This is a genomic window from Flintibacter sp. HCN-6482 (assembly GCF_037892565.1).
Taxonomy (GTDB): Bacteria; Bacillota; Clostridia; order Oscillospirales; family Oscillospiraceae; genus Lawsonibacter; species Lawsonibacter aceti.
In genome coordinates, this window is record NZ_JBBKBK010000002.1 from 124,690 (window position 1) to 140,537 (window position 15,848).

General features: G+C 56.5%; 11 protein-coding genes. 7 read left to right on the forward strand and 4 right to left on the reverse strand.

Annotated features, from left to right (window positions below; genetic code table 11):
- Nucleotides 1–2: 2 nt before the first annotated feature.
- Entirely contained in the window at nucleotides 3–182 is a 180-nt protein-coding gene (locus tag WKS99_RS05640) for a hypothetical protein (protein WP_340405494.1), read from the reverse strand.
- A gap of 4 nt (nucleotides 183–186) precedes the next feature.
- Nucleotides 187–405, reverse strand: a complete 219-nt coding sequence (locus WKS99_RS05645; protein WP_340405495.1) for a hypothetical protein — start codon at nucleotides 403–405, stop codon at nucleotides 187–189.
- A gap of 1,028 nt (nucleotides 406–1,433) precedes the next feature.
- Here WKS99_RS05645 and WKS99_RS05650 point away from each other — a divergent pair.
- Nucleotides 1,434–2,231 (forward strand): PepSY domain-containing protein, encoded by a 798-nt coding sequence (locus tag WKS99_RS05650; RefSeq protein WP_147571482.1) that lies wholly within the window; start codon nucleotides 1,434–1,436, stop codon nucleotides 2,229–2,231.
- 99 nt (nucleotides 2,232–2,330) lie between these two features.
- Here the strand turns inward: WKS99_RS05650 and WKS99_RS05655 are convergent, their stop codons facing one another.
- Nucleotides 2,331–2,972 (reverse strand): TetR/AcrR family transcriptional regulator, encoded by a 642-nt coding sequence (locus WKS99_RS05655; RefSeq protein WP_147571480.1) that lies wholly within the window; start codon nucleotides 2,970–2,972, stop codon nucleotides 2,331–2,333.
- A gap of 182 nt (nucleotides 2,973–3,154) precedes the next feature.
- Here WKS99_RS05655 and WKS99_RS05660 point away from each other — a divergent pair, with 182 nt between their 5' ends.
- The 6 genes from WKS99_RS05660 (at nucleotide 3,155) to WKS99_RS05685 (ending at nucleotide 13,644) form a co-directional block, all read left to right on the forward strand.
- Nucleotides 3,155–5,602: an MMPL family transporter gene (locus tag WKS99_RS05660; RefSeq protein ID WP_340405496.1), complete on the forward strand. Its 2,448-nt coding sequence runs from the start codon at nucleotides 3,155–3,157 to the stop codon at nucleotides 5,600–5,602.
- Entirely contained in the window at nucleotides 5,583–10,397 is a 4,815-nt protein-coding gene (locus WKS99_RS05665) for a hypothetical protein (protein ID WP_340405497.1), read from the forward strand. Before WKS99_RS05660 ends, WKS99_RS05665 begins: the two co-directional genes overlap by 20 nt.
- A 2-nt stretch (nucleotides 10,398–10,399) precedes the next feature.
- Nucleotides 10,400–10,996 (forward strand): cytidylate kinase-like family protein, encoded by a 597-nt coding sequence (locus WKS99_RS05670; protein ID WP_340405498.1) that lies wholly within the window; start codon nucleotides 10,400–10,402, stop codon nucleotides 10,994–10,996.
- Nucleotides 10,997–11,129: 133 nt separating this feature from the next.
- Nucleotides 11,130–11,675, forward strand: a complete 546-nt coding sequence (locus WKS99_RS05675; RefSeq protein ID WP_147571472.1) for an RNA polymerase sigma factor — start codon at nucleotides 11,130–11,132, stop codon at nucleotides 11,673–11,675.
- On the forward strand, nucleotides 11,668–13,143 hold the full coding sequence (locus WKS99_RS05680; RefSeq protein WP_340405499.1) for a DUF3488 domain-containing protein: 1,476 nt from the start codon (nucleotides 11,668–11,670) through the stop codon (nucleotides 13,141–13,143). The genes WKS99_RS05675 and WKS99_RS05680 overlap by 8 nt, the downstream gene beginning before the upstream one ends.
- Before the next feature lie 279 nt (nucleotides 13,144–13,422).
- Nucleotides 13,423–13,644, forward strand: a complete 222-nt coding sequence (locus tag WKS99_RS05685; RefSeq protein WP_147571468.1) for an HPr family phosphocarrier protein — start codon at nucleotides 13,423–13,425, stop codon at nucleotides 13,642–13,644.
- 44 nt (nucleotides 13,645–13,688) lie between these two features.
- Here WKS99_RS05685 and WKS99_RS05690 read toward each other — a convergent pair whose 3' ends face one another.
- Complete coding sequence (locus tag WKS99_RS05690; protein WP_186851944.1) at nucleotides 13,689–15,791, reverse strand: sodium-translocating pyrophosphatase; 2,103 nt, start codon at nucleotides 15,789–15,791, stop codon at nucleotides 13,689–13,691.
- Between the last annotated feature and the right edge of the window lie 57 nt (nucleotides 15,792–15,848).

Below are 15,848 nucleotides of genomic sequence, written 5' to 3' on the forward strand. Positions count from 1 at the left end.
AATCACCGCCGATCTTCTGTTGTCCGGTCATGAAGTTGGGAAACAAATCCCGCTTGCTCCCGCTCCTGCTTCGTGGTATCATTGGATTGGGAAAACTTCTGGTCATTGTCCGTGGCCGTTGTTTCCTCTGCCTGGTTCGGTGTTCCAGCACCGGACCGGGCTTCTTTTTTGTTCTCAATCATTCGTTCACCCCCTGACAGGTCTAATCCCGCTGTTGAGAGTAGGGGAGGGGGTGAAAAGAAATTTCTCCAATGTGTCCAGATCTAGCAGATATTTCTTTCCCGCCCTGGTAGACGGAATTTCACCCGATAGCACCTTCCGTCGGATTGCAGTCTTGGTTAAGGCGGTGCCGGGGTCATGCTCCCGTACATAGTCGGCGGCTTGCTCGATGGTTCTCATTCTCATACAATCATACTCCTTTTTTAGTATCGAACATTGGTTTGTGTTCATTGAGTATATTTTAGCAATCGGTTTTGTTTTCGTCCACTATATCTAGTGGCTGTATCTAGTTTCTGTTTTTTTGTATTGACACGATTAGAAATTTAAAATATTGGATGTTGTAATCACAGATTGAATTATTGCAATTTAAATGATGAAATTTGATAAGATAATGGATTTTAATTCAAATAAAATGGTTTAATATTCGGCTGCATTTTTTAAGTTCTCTATTTTACACAAAAAAGTTTATCATACATGACATAACACCCCTAATCTTAGTTATGGGCATGTCAGGTTAGGACGTGTATCTGCTACCGATTAACATGAAAATTTGTCCGTTATTTGTCCGTTGTTTTTATGAAAAGTCATGAAAAAAGGAGAATGGGAAAATTAAATAAAATCCTTGTACCCGCTGGGGCACAAGGGATTGTGATATATAATGAAAGACTATAAAAAGAAAAAATGCCCATTCGACTCCCGTCAGCCGCACCACGTCGGAGCAAAGTCCGCTTTGCTCCGACGTCTTTTTATGTCCACGGCACAAAAAGACGTCATCCGCCCGCTCCCTTGCTTCTCCTTTCCAAATCGAACCCACTGCGTTGGGCTTTGATTTGGGGCCGCCCTATGGGCGGCTATTTTCGTTTCTGAAAAAATATCGGCTTTAACCGTCTTTTGTACTCTTTACGCCCCGGAATCCTTGCGTTGAAAGGACTCCGGGGTTTTGTTATTCTTCTGAAAACCATTTTGGGTATTCTTGCGTATTTTGCTTTCGCTATGAAATCAGAGACTCCACCACCGCTTATTTATTCAGTTCCGAATTTGCGATATAATCGTGCCATCAGCTAGGGATCTGCGCAGACCTTCGGGCCAATGGAGCCGATAGAAAAAATTTTTCTTTTGGTGCAATAAAATGGAAGGGTCGTGCGTTATATAGATGAACAGCAAATCAGCCCCCCAAAAATTGCTGAAATAACAACTTGACGGAGGACATAAAAATGAAAAAGACATTCTCAAAGACTTTGGTGGGTTGCGCCGCCGCAGTAATGGTGACTGGGGCCCTGCTTACCCCCGTAATGGGTGCCAATGCATCCCGCCCCTGGCAGACTGCTGACACAGACTTTATCGGGAAATCCAGGGCGGAAGAAATCGCCCTTGACCACGCCGGGATAGAGGCATCCCAACTCTCCTGGATCCATGTCAAGCTGGACCATGACCATGGACGTGTAGAATATGACGTGGAATTCTTCTCTGGCAACAAGGAGTATGATTACGAGATCGACGCAACCAGTGGAGACATCCTGAGTTTTGACTATGATGTTGAATGGTACATGGGTGTTGGGACCCCGGCCCAGGCTAGCGGCGATATCGGCGCCGAAGAGGCCAAGGTGATCGCTCTGGACCATGCCGGTGTGAAGGCGAAGGACACGGTGTTCCTCTATGCGGAGCTGGACTATGACGACGGACTACGGGTCTATGATGTAGAGTTCTTCTCTGAAAATAAGGAGTACGACTACAAGATCGACGCGGCTACGGGGGAAATCCTGGGCTTTGACTATGATATTGAGTGGTACACCATCTCCACCACGGACAGCGATTACATCGGTGAGGCCAAGGCAAAGCAGATCGTGGAACAGGCTGCCGGTACCACAGGGGTTTACACTGACTTCAAGCTGGAGGTAGACGACGGGCGTGTGCTGTACGAAGGTGAGATGCGAAGCGGCTGGATGGAGTATGAGTTTGAAATTGATGCCGTAACCGGCGCGATCATTGACTGGGAAGCGGATTGGGACTGAAACACAAAGAGAATCCGCGCGAGGGGCAGCTGTCTGGTCAACCTGATATCGAAATAGGAAACGTCCCGGAACAATCACAGTTCCGGGACGTTTTTTGCATTATTCCTCTTCTAAGGAGCAGCCTCTTGGAAAAGAGGGATCGCCAGAAGGGATAGAGGAGATCTGCCCTCGGCGTAATGCGGCTCCCCGGAGGTGGTCTTCCAAAACAGTGCTGATAAAATTGATCAGCTCATCCGGAGTCTGATCGATCTCTCCCAATAGCCAGCTCTCCATGACGCTGGCCAAGGACACCACATAGAAGTGGGCCAGAAGAGCCACATGGTCTGAGGACGATGGGTCTTGCAGGTCGGGAAGAAAGCCTTCAATGGTCTGTGAGATGATGGTATGGAGCTGTTCCTCAAAGAAGCGGCGGATATGCCCACGGCCCAGAGAGCGCAGCGCGCAAAGGCAGACTGCACGATTGCTTTGTAAATAGTGAAAGAGCTCCAAAAGGCCCTCCCGCCACAGGAGAGCTCCTTCCCGTCGCTCCAGCAGAGATACGGCTTCATTCTGAAACATCCAGCGCATCAGGTCGTAGATGTCCTCAAAATGGTAGTAAAAATTTTGCCGCTTGATATGACATAGGTCGGTGAGCTCTGAGATCGTGATTTTCTCCAAAGGCTTCTGAGCCATCAATTTTTTTAACGCCGCAGCCAGAGCCCATTTTGTCTGCTGGGAAGCGACATAGCATTTTTTCTCCATAGAATGCCCTCCTGTGCCTGTTAGTATAGCACAAAGGGGCTGGAGGCTCAACTGATCTATGGGACAGAGGACCGATTTATGACACTGCCGCGGGATTGACCTTTGCTGGAGCCGCCTCTATTTGAATATAATAAAGTGTTATGATAATGGTGTATTGCGGGTAGTAAAGGAGCCGCCAAGAGATGAAAAAAGGAAACAAGGATCAGGAGAGTGTTATGGTGCGTCTTGCCACCTTTGTTGTGGACAAACGGAACCTGTTTTTCCTGCTGGTCATTATCGGTACCATATTCACGCTGTTTTCCAGGAACTGGGTGGAGGTAGAGAACGATCTCTCCTCCTATCTGCCCATCCACTCCACCACCCGCCAGGGACTGGATGTGATGGAGGAGCAGTTCACCACCTTCGGTACCGCGGATCTGATGGTGGCCAACATTTCTCTGGAGGAGGCCCGTCGGGTGAAGGCGGAGCTCCTGGAGCTGGACGGCGTGCAGAGCGTGGAATTCGATGACACAACAGACCACTATGCCCATGCCTCCGCCCTCTATTCGCTTACCTTTGACTATGACGAAGACGATGAGAGGTGCCTGGAGGCCCTGGACAGGGCCAGGGAGAGCCTCACTGGCTGGGATGTATTCGTATCCACGGAGCTGGGTAACACCAAGGGGGATATCATTGACGCTGAAGTCAATGTCATCATGGTCTATGTGGCGGTGATCGTGCTAGTGGTGCTCTTGCTGACCTCACAGACTTACGCCGAGGTCCCTGTGCTTATCCTGACCTTTGTTACGGCCATGATTTTGAACCTGGGCAGCAATTTCCTGCTGGGAAAAATCTCCTTCGTGTCCAATTCCGTGACCAGCATCCTCCAGCTTGCCCTGTCCCTGGACTACGCCGTGATCTTCTGTAACCGCTTCAAAGAGGAGCATCAGACACTGCCCATCCGGGAGGCGACCATCATAGCTCTCAGCAAAGCCATTCCGGAGATCAGCGCCAGCTCACTGACCACCATCGGTGGGCTGGTGGCCATGATGTTCATGCAGTTCAAGCTGGGACCTGATATGGCGGTCTGCCTGATTAAAGCCATCCTGTTTGCCCTACTGGCTGTATTTGTGGTGATGCCGGGCCTGCTGATCCTGTTCGGTCCGCTGATGGACAAGACACAGCACCGCAGCTTTATCCCAAAGATCCCCTTTGTAGGAAAATTTGCCTATCTGTCCCGATTCGTGATACCGCCTGTATTTCTGGTCCTGGTGGTTCTGGGTATCCATTTCTCCTCGGACTGTCCCTATGTCTATGGGTACGGGAGTATCGAAACGCCGAAACTGAATGAGGTGCAGATTGCCTCCCAGATGATCGAGGAGAATTTTACATCGAAAAACCTTGTGGCGCTTATGGTGCCCACCGGCGACTACGAGAAGGAACGGATGATCCTGGACGAGTTGGAACAATATACGGAAGTGGACTACACCATGGGGTTGTCCAATGTGGAGGCGATGGACGGCTATATGCTGGCCGACCGGCTAACGCCCAGACAGTTTGCCGAACTGGCGGATCTGGATTATGAGTTGGCCAAGCTGGTCTATACAGCATACGCGGTCAAGAATGAGGACTATGGACGGATCATTGGCGGCATTTCCGCCTACCGGGTCCCGCTGATGGATATGTTTCTGTTTATCTGTGACCAGCTGGACGAGGGCTATGTCACCTTAGACAAGGAGCAGACCGATGATTTGGACGAGGCGCGGGAGCAGATTGAACATGCCAAGGTGCAGCTCCAAGGAAGCGAATATGACCGGATGCTGGTCTATCTGACCCTGCCTGAGGGGGGAGAGGAGACCTACGCCTTTCTGGATACGGTCCAGGAAACTGCCCAGAAATATTACCCAGGAGAGAGTATTTACCTGGCTGGAAACTCCACCACAGAGGCTGATTTTAAGGCCGCGTTTGCCACGGACAACACGGTGGTCAGCGTGGTGTCCATCCTCATCGTCCTGGTGGTGCTGCTGTTCACCTTTCGATCTGCGGGGATGCCGGTACTGTTGATCCTGGTCATCCAGGGCAGTATCTGGATCAATTTCTCCATTCCGGCCTTCACCGGGACCCCGCTGTTTTTCCTCAGCTATCTGGTAGTCAGTTCTATCCAGATGGGGGCTAACATCGACTATGCCATCGTGATCGCTAGCCGCTACATGGAGCTGAAAGACCAAATGGACCACAGACAGGCCATCATTGAAACAATGAATTTTGCCTTTCCAACCATTGTTACATCGGGCAGTATTTTGACCGTGGCCGGCCTGCTCATCGGGCAGATGACGTCAGAGGCGGCCATCGTGGGTATCGGGCAAAGCCTTGGGCGGGGAACGATTTTGTCCATTGTTCTGGTCATGTTTGTCCTGCCTCAGATTCTGTTGATTGGCGGCGCGGTGGTGGAAAAGACATCCTTTTCCGTGCCCAGCGCGGTGAAAAAACACAGGGCCAGCGGGCGGGTCCGAGTAGATGGGCTGGTGCGGGGAGAGATATCTGGCACCATCAGCGGCACCGTCCATGCCATCGTAGACGGAGATGTGGATCTGAACCTGATCTCAGGTTATGCGCAGGAGGAGGCAGAGCATGAAACGCAAGAGAACTGATTGGATCAGGAGAGCGGTCAGTGTCCTGCTCACCCTTATCCTGTGTGTCCAGGCAGCAGGCCCTATACTGGCGGTGGAAGACGGGGTGATTCGGATCACTTGCGCCGAGGACCTTCTGGAACTGTCCCGTAATTGTGCGCTGGACACCTGGTCCCAGGGCAAGCACGTGGCGCTGACAGCGGATATCTCTCTGGCGGGTACGGGATATACCCCGATCCCCACGTTCGGCGGTACCTTTGACGGTGGCGGCTATACTATCAGCGGGCTGGACCTGTCAAGCGGGCTGACCCCGGCGGGCGTGTTCGGCACCCTGCAGGAGGGCGCGGTGGTAAAGGACCTCCATGTGACCGGCAGTATTGAGCCGTCTGGCCATGGCTCGTCCATAGGGGGCATCGCGGGAGAGAACTATGGCGTGATCGCGGCCTGCTCCTTCTCCGGGACGATTACCGGGACAGACCGGGTGGGAGGCATTGCCGGACTGAACGGGCTGACAGGTAAGATCCAGGGTTGTTCTGCCGCCGGAGGTATCACTGGAAAGAGCATGACTGGCGGCATCGCTGGCGAAAACTGCGGTGTGCTGTCGGGATGCCGAAACAATAGCTATGTCAATATTACCAGCACAGACCCTGGGCTCGAGCTGACGAATTTGGATCTGGATGTGTCCAAGTCTCTGTTTACCCTGAGCGCGCTGGATACGGTGAATATCGCCACGGATACTGGAGGTATAGCAGGGTACTCATCTGGTATGGTTCTCAGCTGCATCAATGCCGGTGTTGTCGGATATCCCCACATCGGCTACAACGTAGGCGGCATTGCGGGGCGAAGCTGCGGCCATGTGGCCTACTGCGTCAACCGCGGACAGGTATTCGGCCGCAAGGATATCGGCGGTATCGTTGGCCAGGCAGAGCCCTACATTGTGCTGAATTTATCAGAGGATATGCTGGATACCATTCAGAAGGAGCTGGACCGCCTGGGAGGGCTGGTAGACCGGGCGGCGGACCACGCCGATGGAGCCGCCGGCCGGATCTCAGACAATCTGGATGCCATCGGAGCCTCCGTTGATGACGCCACCGGACACGCCAAGGACTTGACAGATCGTCTGTCAGACTACGGGGACGAGGTGATTACAGAAATCAACCGGGGCAGCGACATCCTGGCTGACGCCCTAGATCAGATGGCGGACATCTCCAGCGATGCTACCGGCTTTGCGGAAGAACTGACGGACAGTTTGGACTTGATGGAGGATGCCCTGCGGGAGTTGGCCCGGATCGATGGCTCCCAGGCGGTAGATGAACTGGAGCGGGCGGCGGACAGCATCGAGAAGGCCGGCCGGCTGCTGAAAAGCGGCATAGGAAAGATCATCGACGGGTTGGAACAGCTGCGGAACTTCGTCCGCATTGAGGATGAGACTGGCAGCCGGGAGGCCCTGGAAAAGATCGAGGAGGGGGTTGGAGAGACCGCCCAGGCGGCAGAGGAGCTGGGAAGAGCCATGGATCTGGCGGCCCAGTCCGGCGTGGTGGAAGACGTGGCCGCCCAGAGCATGGAGGAGCTGGGGGGAGAGATGGGGCAGATTTCTGATGCCCTGACCCAGGTGGGCGGCGGCGCGGAAACCGTGCGTCTGAACATCTCTTTCGATTTGGAGGATATCCGGGAGGGCCTGCGGCAGATCCGGAGTGGTGTGAAAAACGTGGTGGACTCCTCCGGCGCGGCCATGAAGGCGGTGGACAGCCTGGGGGATGCCCTGGATGAGTTGAAGGCCGTGGGGCAGGAACTGAGTGACGGCCTGGACGCCCTGGCGGATGCCGTGAGCTCGTTTGAACAGGCGGGAGAAACTGGGACAGAAGTGTTTGCTGGGCTGGAGGATCTGTTCGGCTACTTGGCTGGGGTGGACCCTATCCAGATCGCCCACCCTGGGGAGGAGGTCAGCGCCGCCTCTGACGCCCTCTATGACACGATGGAACGGCTGAACGACCAGATGGGCCTCCTGAATGACACGGCTGCCGCCTCGGTAGGCGACTTGACCGGCGACATCCGGGCCATTAGTGCCCAGGTCGGGGTGGTGACAGATACTCTGATTGACGCCATCCGGGAGATCGAAAATTACGACCTGGAAGACAGTATCTCGGATACCTCAGAGGAGAATATCGACCAGGTGACCAGCGGCAGGCTCCTGTCCTGCTCCAACACGGCGGCCATCTCCGGGGATCTCAATGTAGGCGGAGTGGCTGGCTCCATGGCAGTGGAGTATGAGCTGGACCCTGAGGATGACCTGATTTCCAACAGCGCGCCTATCTACCGGAGAGCCTATGAGCTGAAGGCCATCCTCCAGCGGTGTACCAACACCGGAGCCGTAGTTGGCCGGCGGGACCATGTAGGCAGTGTCTGCGGCCGGATGGATTTGGGGCTTATCCTGGAGTGTGAGGCCTACGGCAGCGCGGAGAGCGAGAACGGAGACTATGTGGGCGGCGTCGCCGGCTATGCGGTGGGGACGATACGGGAGAGTTTTGCCAAATGCGCCCTGTCCGGAAAGCGTTATGTGGGCGGTATCGTGGGGGCCGCCGGAGCCAGGGACTCCGGGGGATCAGTCACCGGGTGCTGTTCCTTCGTCCTTATCCCAGAGTATGAGGAGTATGCCGGTGCGATATCCGGCACAGATCAGGGCCTATTCCAGAATAACCGATTTGTGTCAGACGATTTGGCTGGCCTAAACCGCGTCAGTGCCGCCGGCCGAGCGGAACCTATTTCCTACGAACAACTGCTCCAGATGGAGGATATCCCCACCCCTATGAAGCGGCTGGAGCTGCGTTTCTGGGCGGATGGCCGAGTGATCCAGACGGTCCCCTTTGACTATGGCGCTTCCTTTGACGATTCGATTTTGCCGGAGATCCCCCACCAGGAGGGATGCTTTGCGGTGTGGGACCGGGAGGATCTGACGGATCTGCGGTTTGACACAGATGTGACCGCGGTCTACACCGCATACCGCTCCGCGCTGTCCTCTGCCCAACTGCGGGACGACGGCCGGCCGGTCCTCTTTGTAGAGGGGGAGTTCGACCAGGGGGACAGTCTGGAAGCCAGGCTGCTGGAAACGGGGGAGGATTATCCTAGACAGCTCCAGACCCTGGCGGACCGCCGTAGGGTTTTAGAGCGGTGGAAGGTGACCATACCGGCGGATGGACAGTCTATTCATACGGTACGCTACCTATCTCCCAACGGAAAGACGGAGCGGACGGAGTTCTATGCTGTTTCCGAGGGTAGATGGACCCGTCTGGATACGGAAACGGCTGGCAGCTATCTGCTGGTCCGGCTGGAGGGGGATACCCCTGAGATTGCGGTAGTGACCCGGACTCCAATATGGTGGGTCTGGCCGATTGCGGCGGCCCTGGTGGCCGGACTCGTGTTTTGTGCGGTGGGCTGGGCGAAACACCGCAGGCTGCTCCAAAGGGCTGTAGCACAGGACAGGGAAACGCCGGCTGGATCAGCAGGCGGCGGAAAAAAGACCCGAAGGACTCGGCTGGCCGCCGCAGTGCTGGTGCTGGCCTGTTTGATAGGGGGAGCGACGTGGTTCCTTGTTTCTGGAGGCTGGAATACCGTCGCCGCTGTCCGTCTGCTGCACCGGTATGCCCAACAGCCCGATCTGACGATAGAGATGGATGCCCAGGCGGAGGCAGGCGGTCGGCGCTACCGCATCGATGCCCTGATCGACATCGTTCAGGTGGGGGAGCATCTTACCACGAGGCTAGAACGTGATGGAGCGGCGGTATATTACAGTGATGGGATGCTCTATTTAGGAGATGGAACCTCCGTCCGTGTGGATATGGGCTTCCCGGACTACGCGGCCCTTCTGGACACAGTGGCAGGGCTATACCGGGATGGGGATATCTCCGCCTTTTCCAACAGTGGAGAGAACATATACAGCGTTACAGTAAGCGGCGAGCGGGTCTCCTCCATTCTGAAAGCGCTCTTTCCTGATTCCGCATCGTATCTGACCTCCCTGGAGAGCCTAAACTTAGACTTGGTCGCGAAGGGGAATGAGCTTTCTACCCTCCGCCTTTGGACGAAGGGAACAGCAGATACGACGGATCACGACTGTATATCCCTGGCCGTTGAGCTGAGAATACACACCGCGGAGGGGAAGGTGGACCTGCCCCAGCCTGTTCGGGCTCGTATCCTGGCCGGGGACCAGAAGGAAACGGCCCCAGACCTGCTCCGGCTGCTCCTGGCTTGGCGGAGATTGAACGCGGAGGACCCACTGGTATCCAGACTGTCCTACCAGGCGGACTGTGGCCCACTGGTAGTGGACAGCGAACTGGAGCTGTTCCGGACCTATGTGGACGGCAGAGAGGTGGTCGGGCTGAGAAAAAGCGGCCAGACCCTGTATATGGTGGATGGAGGGGTCCTGGATGAGCAGGGAGGCTCCGTGTCTGGACAGGAGGAGCTGGTCAGCCTGCCGGGCGTGCTGCTCCATCTCTGGCTGGAGGGCGGCCTGGAATATGAGGAGCGGAACGGGACCGGTCTGTACACCCTTTCCCTCCGGCAGGAGGAAATCGAAGAGGTGATCCAGGCGCTTCTGCCGGAGGCGGAAGGGCTGGACACCAGCCTGACTGCCGGGAAGCTCCAGATCGAACTGACAGACCAGGGAATCGAACGTATCTCATTCCAGGTTCGTGGCAGTGTCCATGTCCTATCTATCAACGCCCCTGTGTCTATATCCGGAAGCTTTACCTTCCCTGAGGAAACGGAGGAGATTTCGATACCGGCGCCAGTGGAGGAGGCGGTCAAGAGAGAGGAGGGATGACCATGGTACATAAGATCATCTGCATTGGGCGCCAGTTTGGCAGCGGAGGCCATGAGATTGCGGTCAGAACGGGAGCGAAGCTGGGGATCAGGGTCTATGAGAGGGACATTCTGCATCTGGCCTGCAAATATGGGGAGCTGGCGGTCAAGACGCTGGAAAAGGCGGACGAAACAGCGACCAACCCATTCCTGTTTCAAGGGGTATATGAGGGAAACCAGCACATTGTCCGGGGACTGCCCACCTCAGAGGTGCTCTTTGCCCTTCAGAGCCATGAAATACGCCGCCTGGCAAGTGAGGAGGACTGTATCTTCGTAGGCCGCTGCGCCGGTTACGTTTTGCGGGACGCGGAGGTACGGCTGCTGAAGGTTTTTGTCCGTGCCCCTTTTGAATACCGGGTGCGGAGGAAGATGGCCCAAGAGGGGCTCTCTCCAGGCAAGGCGGTCCGGACGGTAAAACGGATGGATAAGCGGCGCCGCGCCTACTATGAGCACTATACAGGGCAGGAATGGGGAAGCGGCTGTGATCTTGAGCTGGACATGGGCGCACAGACTGCTGACGAAGCGGTGGAGAAAATTGAAAAACTCTATCTCGCGCTCTAAAGAGTGAAATGGCAAATGGGGAGAGGACGCATACAGGCGTCCTCTCTCCATTTATTAAAAAGAATAATTTTTCGTGGGATATCCCCTCCAATGGGTGTATAGTAAGGTAGAGAGAAGAGAGAGGGGGGAACCCATGGACGACCTGGAGCTGCTCCGGTTGCTGCGGAGCCGGGATCAGCGGGGGCTGGATCAGCTGCTGGTCCGGCATGGCCCGCTGCTGCGCTATATCCTGTGCCCAATCCTGGACGACCCGCGAGAACGGGAGGAGTGTCTGTCTGATGTGGCCCTCCAGATATGGGAGAGGGCGGACCAGTTCGACCCGGAGCGGGGTTCTCTGACCGCCTGGCTGTCGGCCATTGCTCGGAATACAGCCCTAAACCGGCGGCGGGCCGCCCGCCGCGGGACCGGGGACTGTCAGCCGCTGGACGACAGCATGCTGGACCCTGCCCCCGGACCGGAGGAGGAGCTGCTGCGCAAGGAGCGTACCCAGCGCCTGCTGCTGGCGGTGCGTCGGATGAGTGAAATCGACTGTAGTCTGTTCTACCGGAAATACTATTACCTTCAGTCTGCTGCCCAGATGGCCGCTGAATTAGGGCTGACCGAGCGGGGCGTAGAGGGGCGCCTGCGCCGAATCCGCCTACGCCTGCGTAAGGAATTGGGAGGTGAGTGGAATGTCTGACGACCGGAGCTTTGACCAGATGGTAGAGGAGGGGATGTCCGCTGTACCGCCTCCGGCGGAAGTGCTGGAGGAGATCACGCCCTGGAAGCGGGCCCTTAGGCGTGTTGTCTGGGGCGTGGGGCTGACCACCATTTTAATCCATTTCCTGTGGCTGCAGTATCTGCTGCCAACCGCCGGCCTGATGCTGATGTGGCTGGGTTTCCGAACTTTGCGTCGAGAGAATGGGTGGTTTGCCCTGGGCTGGGCCATCAGTCTATACCGGGTTATGGGTCAATTTTTCCGGCTGCTGGCTAACGCCACCCTGTTGCGAATCGAGGGGACCCCCACCTGGATGTATCTGACCTTGCTTATTCCTCTGCTGCAGTATATCTGCCTGTGGCAGGGGATCAGGGCTGTCCAGCGGAAAGCCGGGCAGGAACAAAGAGCCGGCGCCGCCGGTGCGCTGGTCGTGTTTTATCTGCTCCTGACCGGACTGGCCTTCCTGGATGCGGAGGGCTGGCCGATGCTGCTGGTCCTGCTGGTCTGCTATATCGCCCTGCTCCGCAACCTGGCCAGGCTGGCCAATCTCCTGGACGGAGCCGGATATGAAGTGAAGGCGGCCCCTGTCCGCCTGTCTGACAGGACGGTGTGCCTGTCCTGGCTTGGGGCTCTGCTGGTCTGTCTGCCTCTGGCCACCCTCCTTTTTGGCCGGTTCCCTATGGAGTGGGTCCCGCGGCCTGCCGGGGAGCAGACGGGATGGGAGGAAACCGCAGCCCACCTTCTGGACCTGGGGGTGCCGGAGGACGTGACATCCGACCTGGCTCCGGAGGATCTGGCTGACTGTGCCGAAAGTATCCGGGCGGTGGTGGAGCAAAGGGAATTTCCCATGAATAAGGGCCGTGAGGTGCGGGAAACTGTGGGGAACAGCACCCACATCAGCCGGGTCTATGATGTGTATGAGCTGCGCCTTACCAGTGTGGCGCTGGAACTTCCTGATGGGCGGTGGAAGGTGATCCAGCACTTCCTCTGGCAGGAGGAGCCCAAGGTCCGGGGGACGGAGAGCATCCGCCTTCAAATCGCCGCAATTACGGCGGAAAGTCAGTATGCGGCTTGGGAGGAGTACCCCACAGAGTTCTCCGGACGGCTGCTCTATGATCGGGAGGGACAGACCTTTACGGGAGAGTACACCAGCCTGGGGTGGGATGAGTATACCTCAAGAGGCTTTTCCTTTGGGCCGAACCTCCAGCGGGACATGTCCGCCCAGTTCTCCCTGCCCTTGTGGGGAGAGAATTGCCGGGGCTATGTGTCCTATGTGGGGGGCAAGGGGGAGGATAAGATATACTTCTTATCCCAGATGGACTACACCCACCAGAATAGCTGGCTGTGCTATCCCCTGCTGTCGGCCTGGGAGCACCGGCAGATCCATCTGTTTGACGATGAAACCTTTAAAACAGTGCAGATGGACCTCATGGCCGGACCGGAAGATTAGAGGTATCAGACCCTCGGCCATACTGTGGCTGAGGATTTGAATTGTGATTTATATACAAAAAATGAAGATATAAATTATGCGACTTCAACAAAAATCGTCCTTGACGTAGGCAAGTCCTTCCTGATACAATACGGGCGACCGCAGAAGGAGGCGGTCCGCTCGACGGCAAGAGCGACAGGAAACTGCCCCCTCCCTCCACGGGCCGACGGCATGGAGGTGAGGCACGACGGCCGCCCGCACCTTAAGAACGCGCGGGCGGATATCAAGGAGGTAATAGATATGATTTGTGAGATCGAGATCAAGAATGGTGCTCAGATCGAAAAAATAAACCGGCTGGCGGCCAAGGCCCCCTATGAGGTGTGGCTCAGTTCCGGCACTGTAATGCTGGATGCCCGCTCCCTGCTGGGGCTGTTCGCCCTGATCGGGAAGAAGGCCCATGTGGTAGCGGAGGACAACGTCGATCCCCGCGCCTTCAGCAAGCTGGTTTCCAAAATGGCCTGAAAAAACCGCCTCCGCATTAATGTGCGGGGGCGGTTTTTATGTTTTTATAGCAGGTGGAAGTTGACGATCAGGCCGGAGAACACGATGGACACGGTAGATACCAACTTGATCAGGATGTTCAGGGAGGGACCGGAGGTGTCCTTGAAGGGATCGCCCACAGTGTCGCCGATGACAGCGGCCTTGTGCTGCTCCGAGCCCTTGCCGCCGTGGTGGCCAGACTCGATGTACTTCTTGGCGTTGTCCCAGGCGCCGCCGGCGTTGGACATGAATACCGCCACGGCAAAGCCGGAAACCGACACACCACCCAGCAGGCCCACCACACCTTCCACAGACAGGATCAGACCGGTGAAGATGGGAACGATGATGGCCAGCAGGGAGGGCTTCACCATCTCACGCAGGGCCCCCTTGGTACAAAGGCCCACGCAGGAGGCGTAGTCAGGATCTGTGGTGCCCTCCATGATGCCGGCGATCTCCCGGAACTGGCGGCGGACCTCTACCACGATGGACTGGGCGGCCCGCTGGACAGCGCTCATGGTGAGAGCGGCAAAGACAAAGGTGAGCATAGCGCCGATGAACAGTCCCACCAGCACAGCTGGGTTGGTGAGGGAGAGGTCAGGGGCATAATCCATCTTGGCCTTCACGATATCTACATAGCTGACCAGCAGGGCCAGGGCGGTGAGGGCGGCGGAGCCGATGGCAAAGCCCTTTCCGGTGGCGGCGGTGGTGTTGCCCAGGGAGTCCAGGGCATCGGTGCGCTCACGGACCTCATCACCCAGGCCGGACATCTCGGCAATACCGCCGGCGTTGTCAGCCACAGGGCCGTAGGCGTCGGTCGCCAGGGTAATGCCCAGGGTGGACAGCATCCCGACGGCGGCAATGCCAATGCCGTAGAGGCCCTTGGAGAACAGCTCGGTATAGTTTTCAGCAGAGGTAGTGAGAGAGCCTCCGGCAGCCAGGAAGGAGATGATGACTGCCGCGCCCACAATGAGGATGGGGGCGATGGTGGACAGCATTCCCAGGGACAGGCCGCCGATGATGGTGGTGGCGGCACCGGTTTCTGTGGAGTCGGCCAGCCCCTGGGTGGGCTTATAGGTGTCGGAGGTGTAGTATTCGGTGAAGTAGCCGATGGCACAGCCTCCAATCAGTCCGCAGAGGATGGCGATGTAAACGCCCCAACTGCCCAGGATGAAATAGGTCAAGGGGGCGGCGATAACAGCGGCCAGGACAGCGGCGGTATAGGTGCCTTTGCGCAGGGTGCCCAGCAGCTCACGCTGGCTGGCTCCCTCTTTGGTTCGGATCAGGAAGGAGCCAAAAATGGAGCACAGAATGCCCACCACAGCCAGAGCAATGGGGAGCAGCATAGCCTCCCAGCTGCTGCCGGGATAAGCGGCCACACCTAGAGCGAAGGTGGCCAGGATAGAACCCACATAGCTCTCATACAGGTCGGCGCCCATGCCGGCCACGTCACCCACATTGTCACCTACGTTGTCAGCGATGGTTGCGGGGTTGCGGGGATCGTCCTCCGGAATGCCAGCCTCTACCTTACCTACCAGGTCGGCGCCCACGTCGGCGGCTTTGGTGAAGATACCGCCTCCCACACGGGCGAACAGAGCCATGAAGGAGGCGCCCATGCCAAACATAACCATGGTCTGGGCAATTTTGGCGGCGTCATAGTGAGCCACATACTTCAAAATATGGAACCACACCGAGATATCCAGCAGACCTAATCCTACCACAGTGAAGCCCATGACTGCGCCGGAGGAAAAGGCTACATTCAACCCTTTGTTCAGGCTCTCGCTGGCCGCCTGGGCGGTGCGGGCGTTGGCAGAGGTGGCGATCTTCATCCCCACAAAGCCGGCTAGAGCGGAGTAGATGCCGCCGGTGAGGAAGGCAAAGGGAATAAACCAGTTATCCAGCATATGGAACCTTGCCAGAGCCAGCAGTATCAAAAACACCACGAAAAAGACCTTGGACACCGTGGCATACTGGTGCTTCAAATAGGCGTTTGCACCCTGCCGGATAGCGGCGGCGATCTTTTTCATGGTGTCGTTGCCCTCGGAGAAGGCCCGGACCCTGTTGCTTTGGAGCCAGGCGAACAACAGTGCCACCGCAGCTCCCACTAATCCGATCCAGAACAATCTATCCAAATCTTACACGCTCCTTTGATACGATAAGCAAATTCTAAATATAGAATAAGATTGCTT

What these genes read in the sequence shown, in the direction of transcription:
- WKS99_RS05640 (WP_340405494.1), bottom strand. Translation starts at nt 182, where the DNA reads ATGATTGAGAACAAAAAAGAAGCCCGGTCCGGTGCTGGAACACCGAAC.
- WKS99_RS05645 (WP_340405495.1), bottom strand. Translation starts at nt 405, where the DNA reads ATGAGAATGAGAACCATCGAGCAAGCCGCCGACTATGTACGGGAGCAT.
- WKS99_RS05650 (WP_147571482.1), top strand. Translation starts at nt 1,434, where the DNA reads ATGAAAAAGACATTCTCAAAGACTTTGGTGGGTTGCGCCGCCGCAGTA.
- WKS99_RS05655 (WP_147571480.1), bottom strand. Translation starts at nt 2,972, where the DNA reads ATGGAGAAAAAATGCTATGTCGCTTCCCAGCAGACAAAATGGGCTCTG.
- WKS99_RS05660 (WP_340405496.1), top strand. Translation starts at nt 3,155, where the DNA reads ATGAAAAAAGGAAACAAGGATCAGGAGAGTGTTATGGTGCGTCTTGCC.
- WKS99_RS05665 (WP_340405497.1), top strand. Translation starts at nt 5,583, where the DNA reads ATGAAACGCAAGAGAACTGATTGGATCAGGAGAGCGGTCAGTGTCCTG.
- WKS99_RS05670 (WP_340405498.1), top strand. Translation starts at nt 10,400, where the DNA reads ATGGTACATAAGATCATCTGCATTGGGCGCCAGTTTGGCAGCGGAGGC.
- WKS99_RS05675 (WP_147571472.1), top strand. Translation starts at nt 11,130, where the DNA reads ATGGACGACCTGGAGCTGCTCCGGTTGCTGCGGAGCCGGGATCAGCGG.
- WKS99_RS05680 (WP_340405499.1), top strand. Translation starts at nt 11,668, where the DNA reads ATGTCTGACGACCGGAGCTTTGACCAGATGGTAGAGGAGGGGATGTCC.
- WKS99_RS05685 (WP_147571468.1), top strand. Translation starts at nt 13,423, where the DNA reads ATGATTTGTGAGATCGAGATCAAGAATGGTGCTCAGATCGAAAAAATA.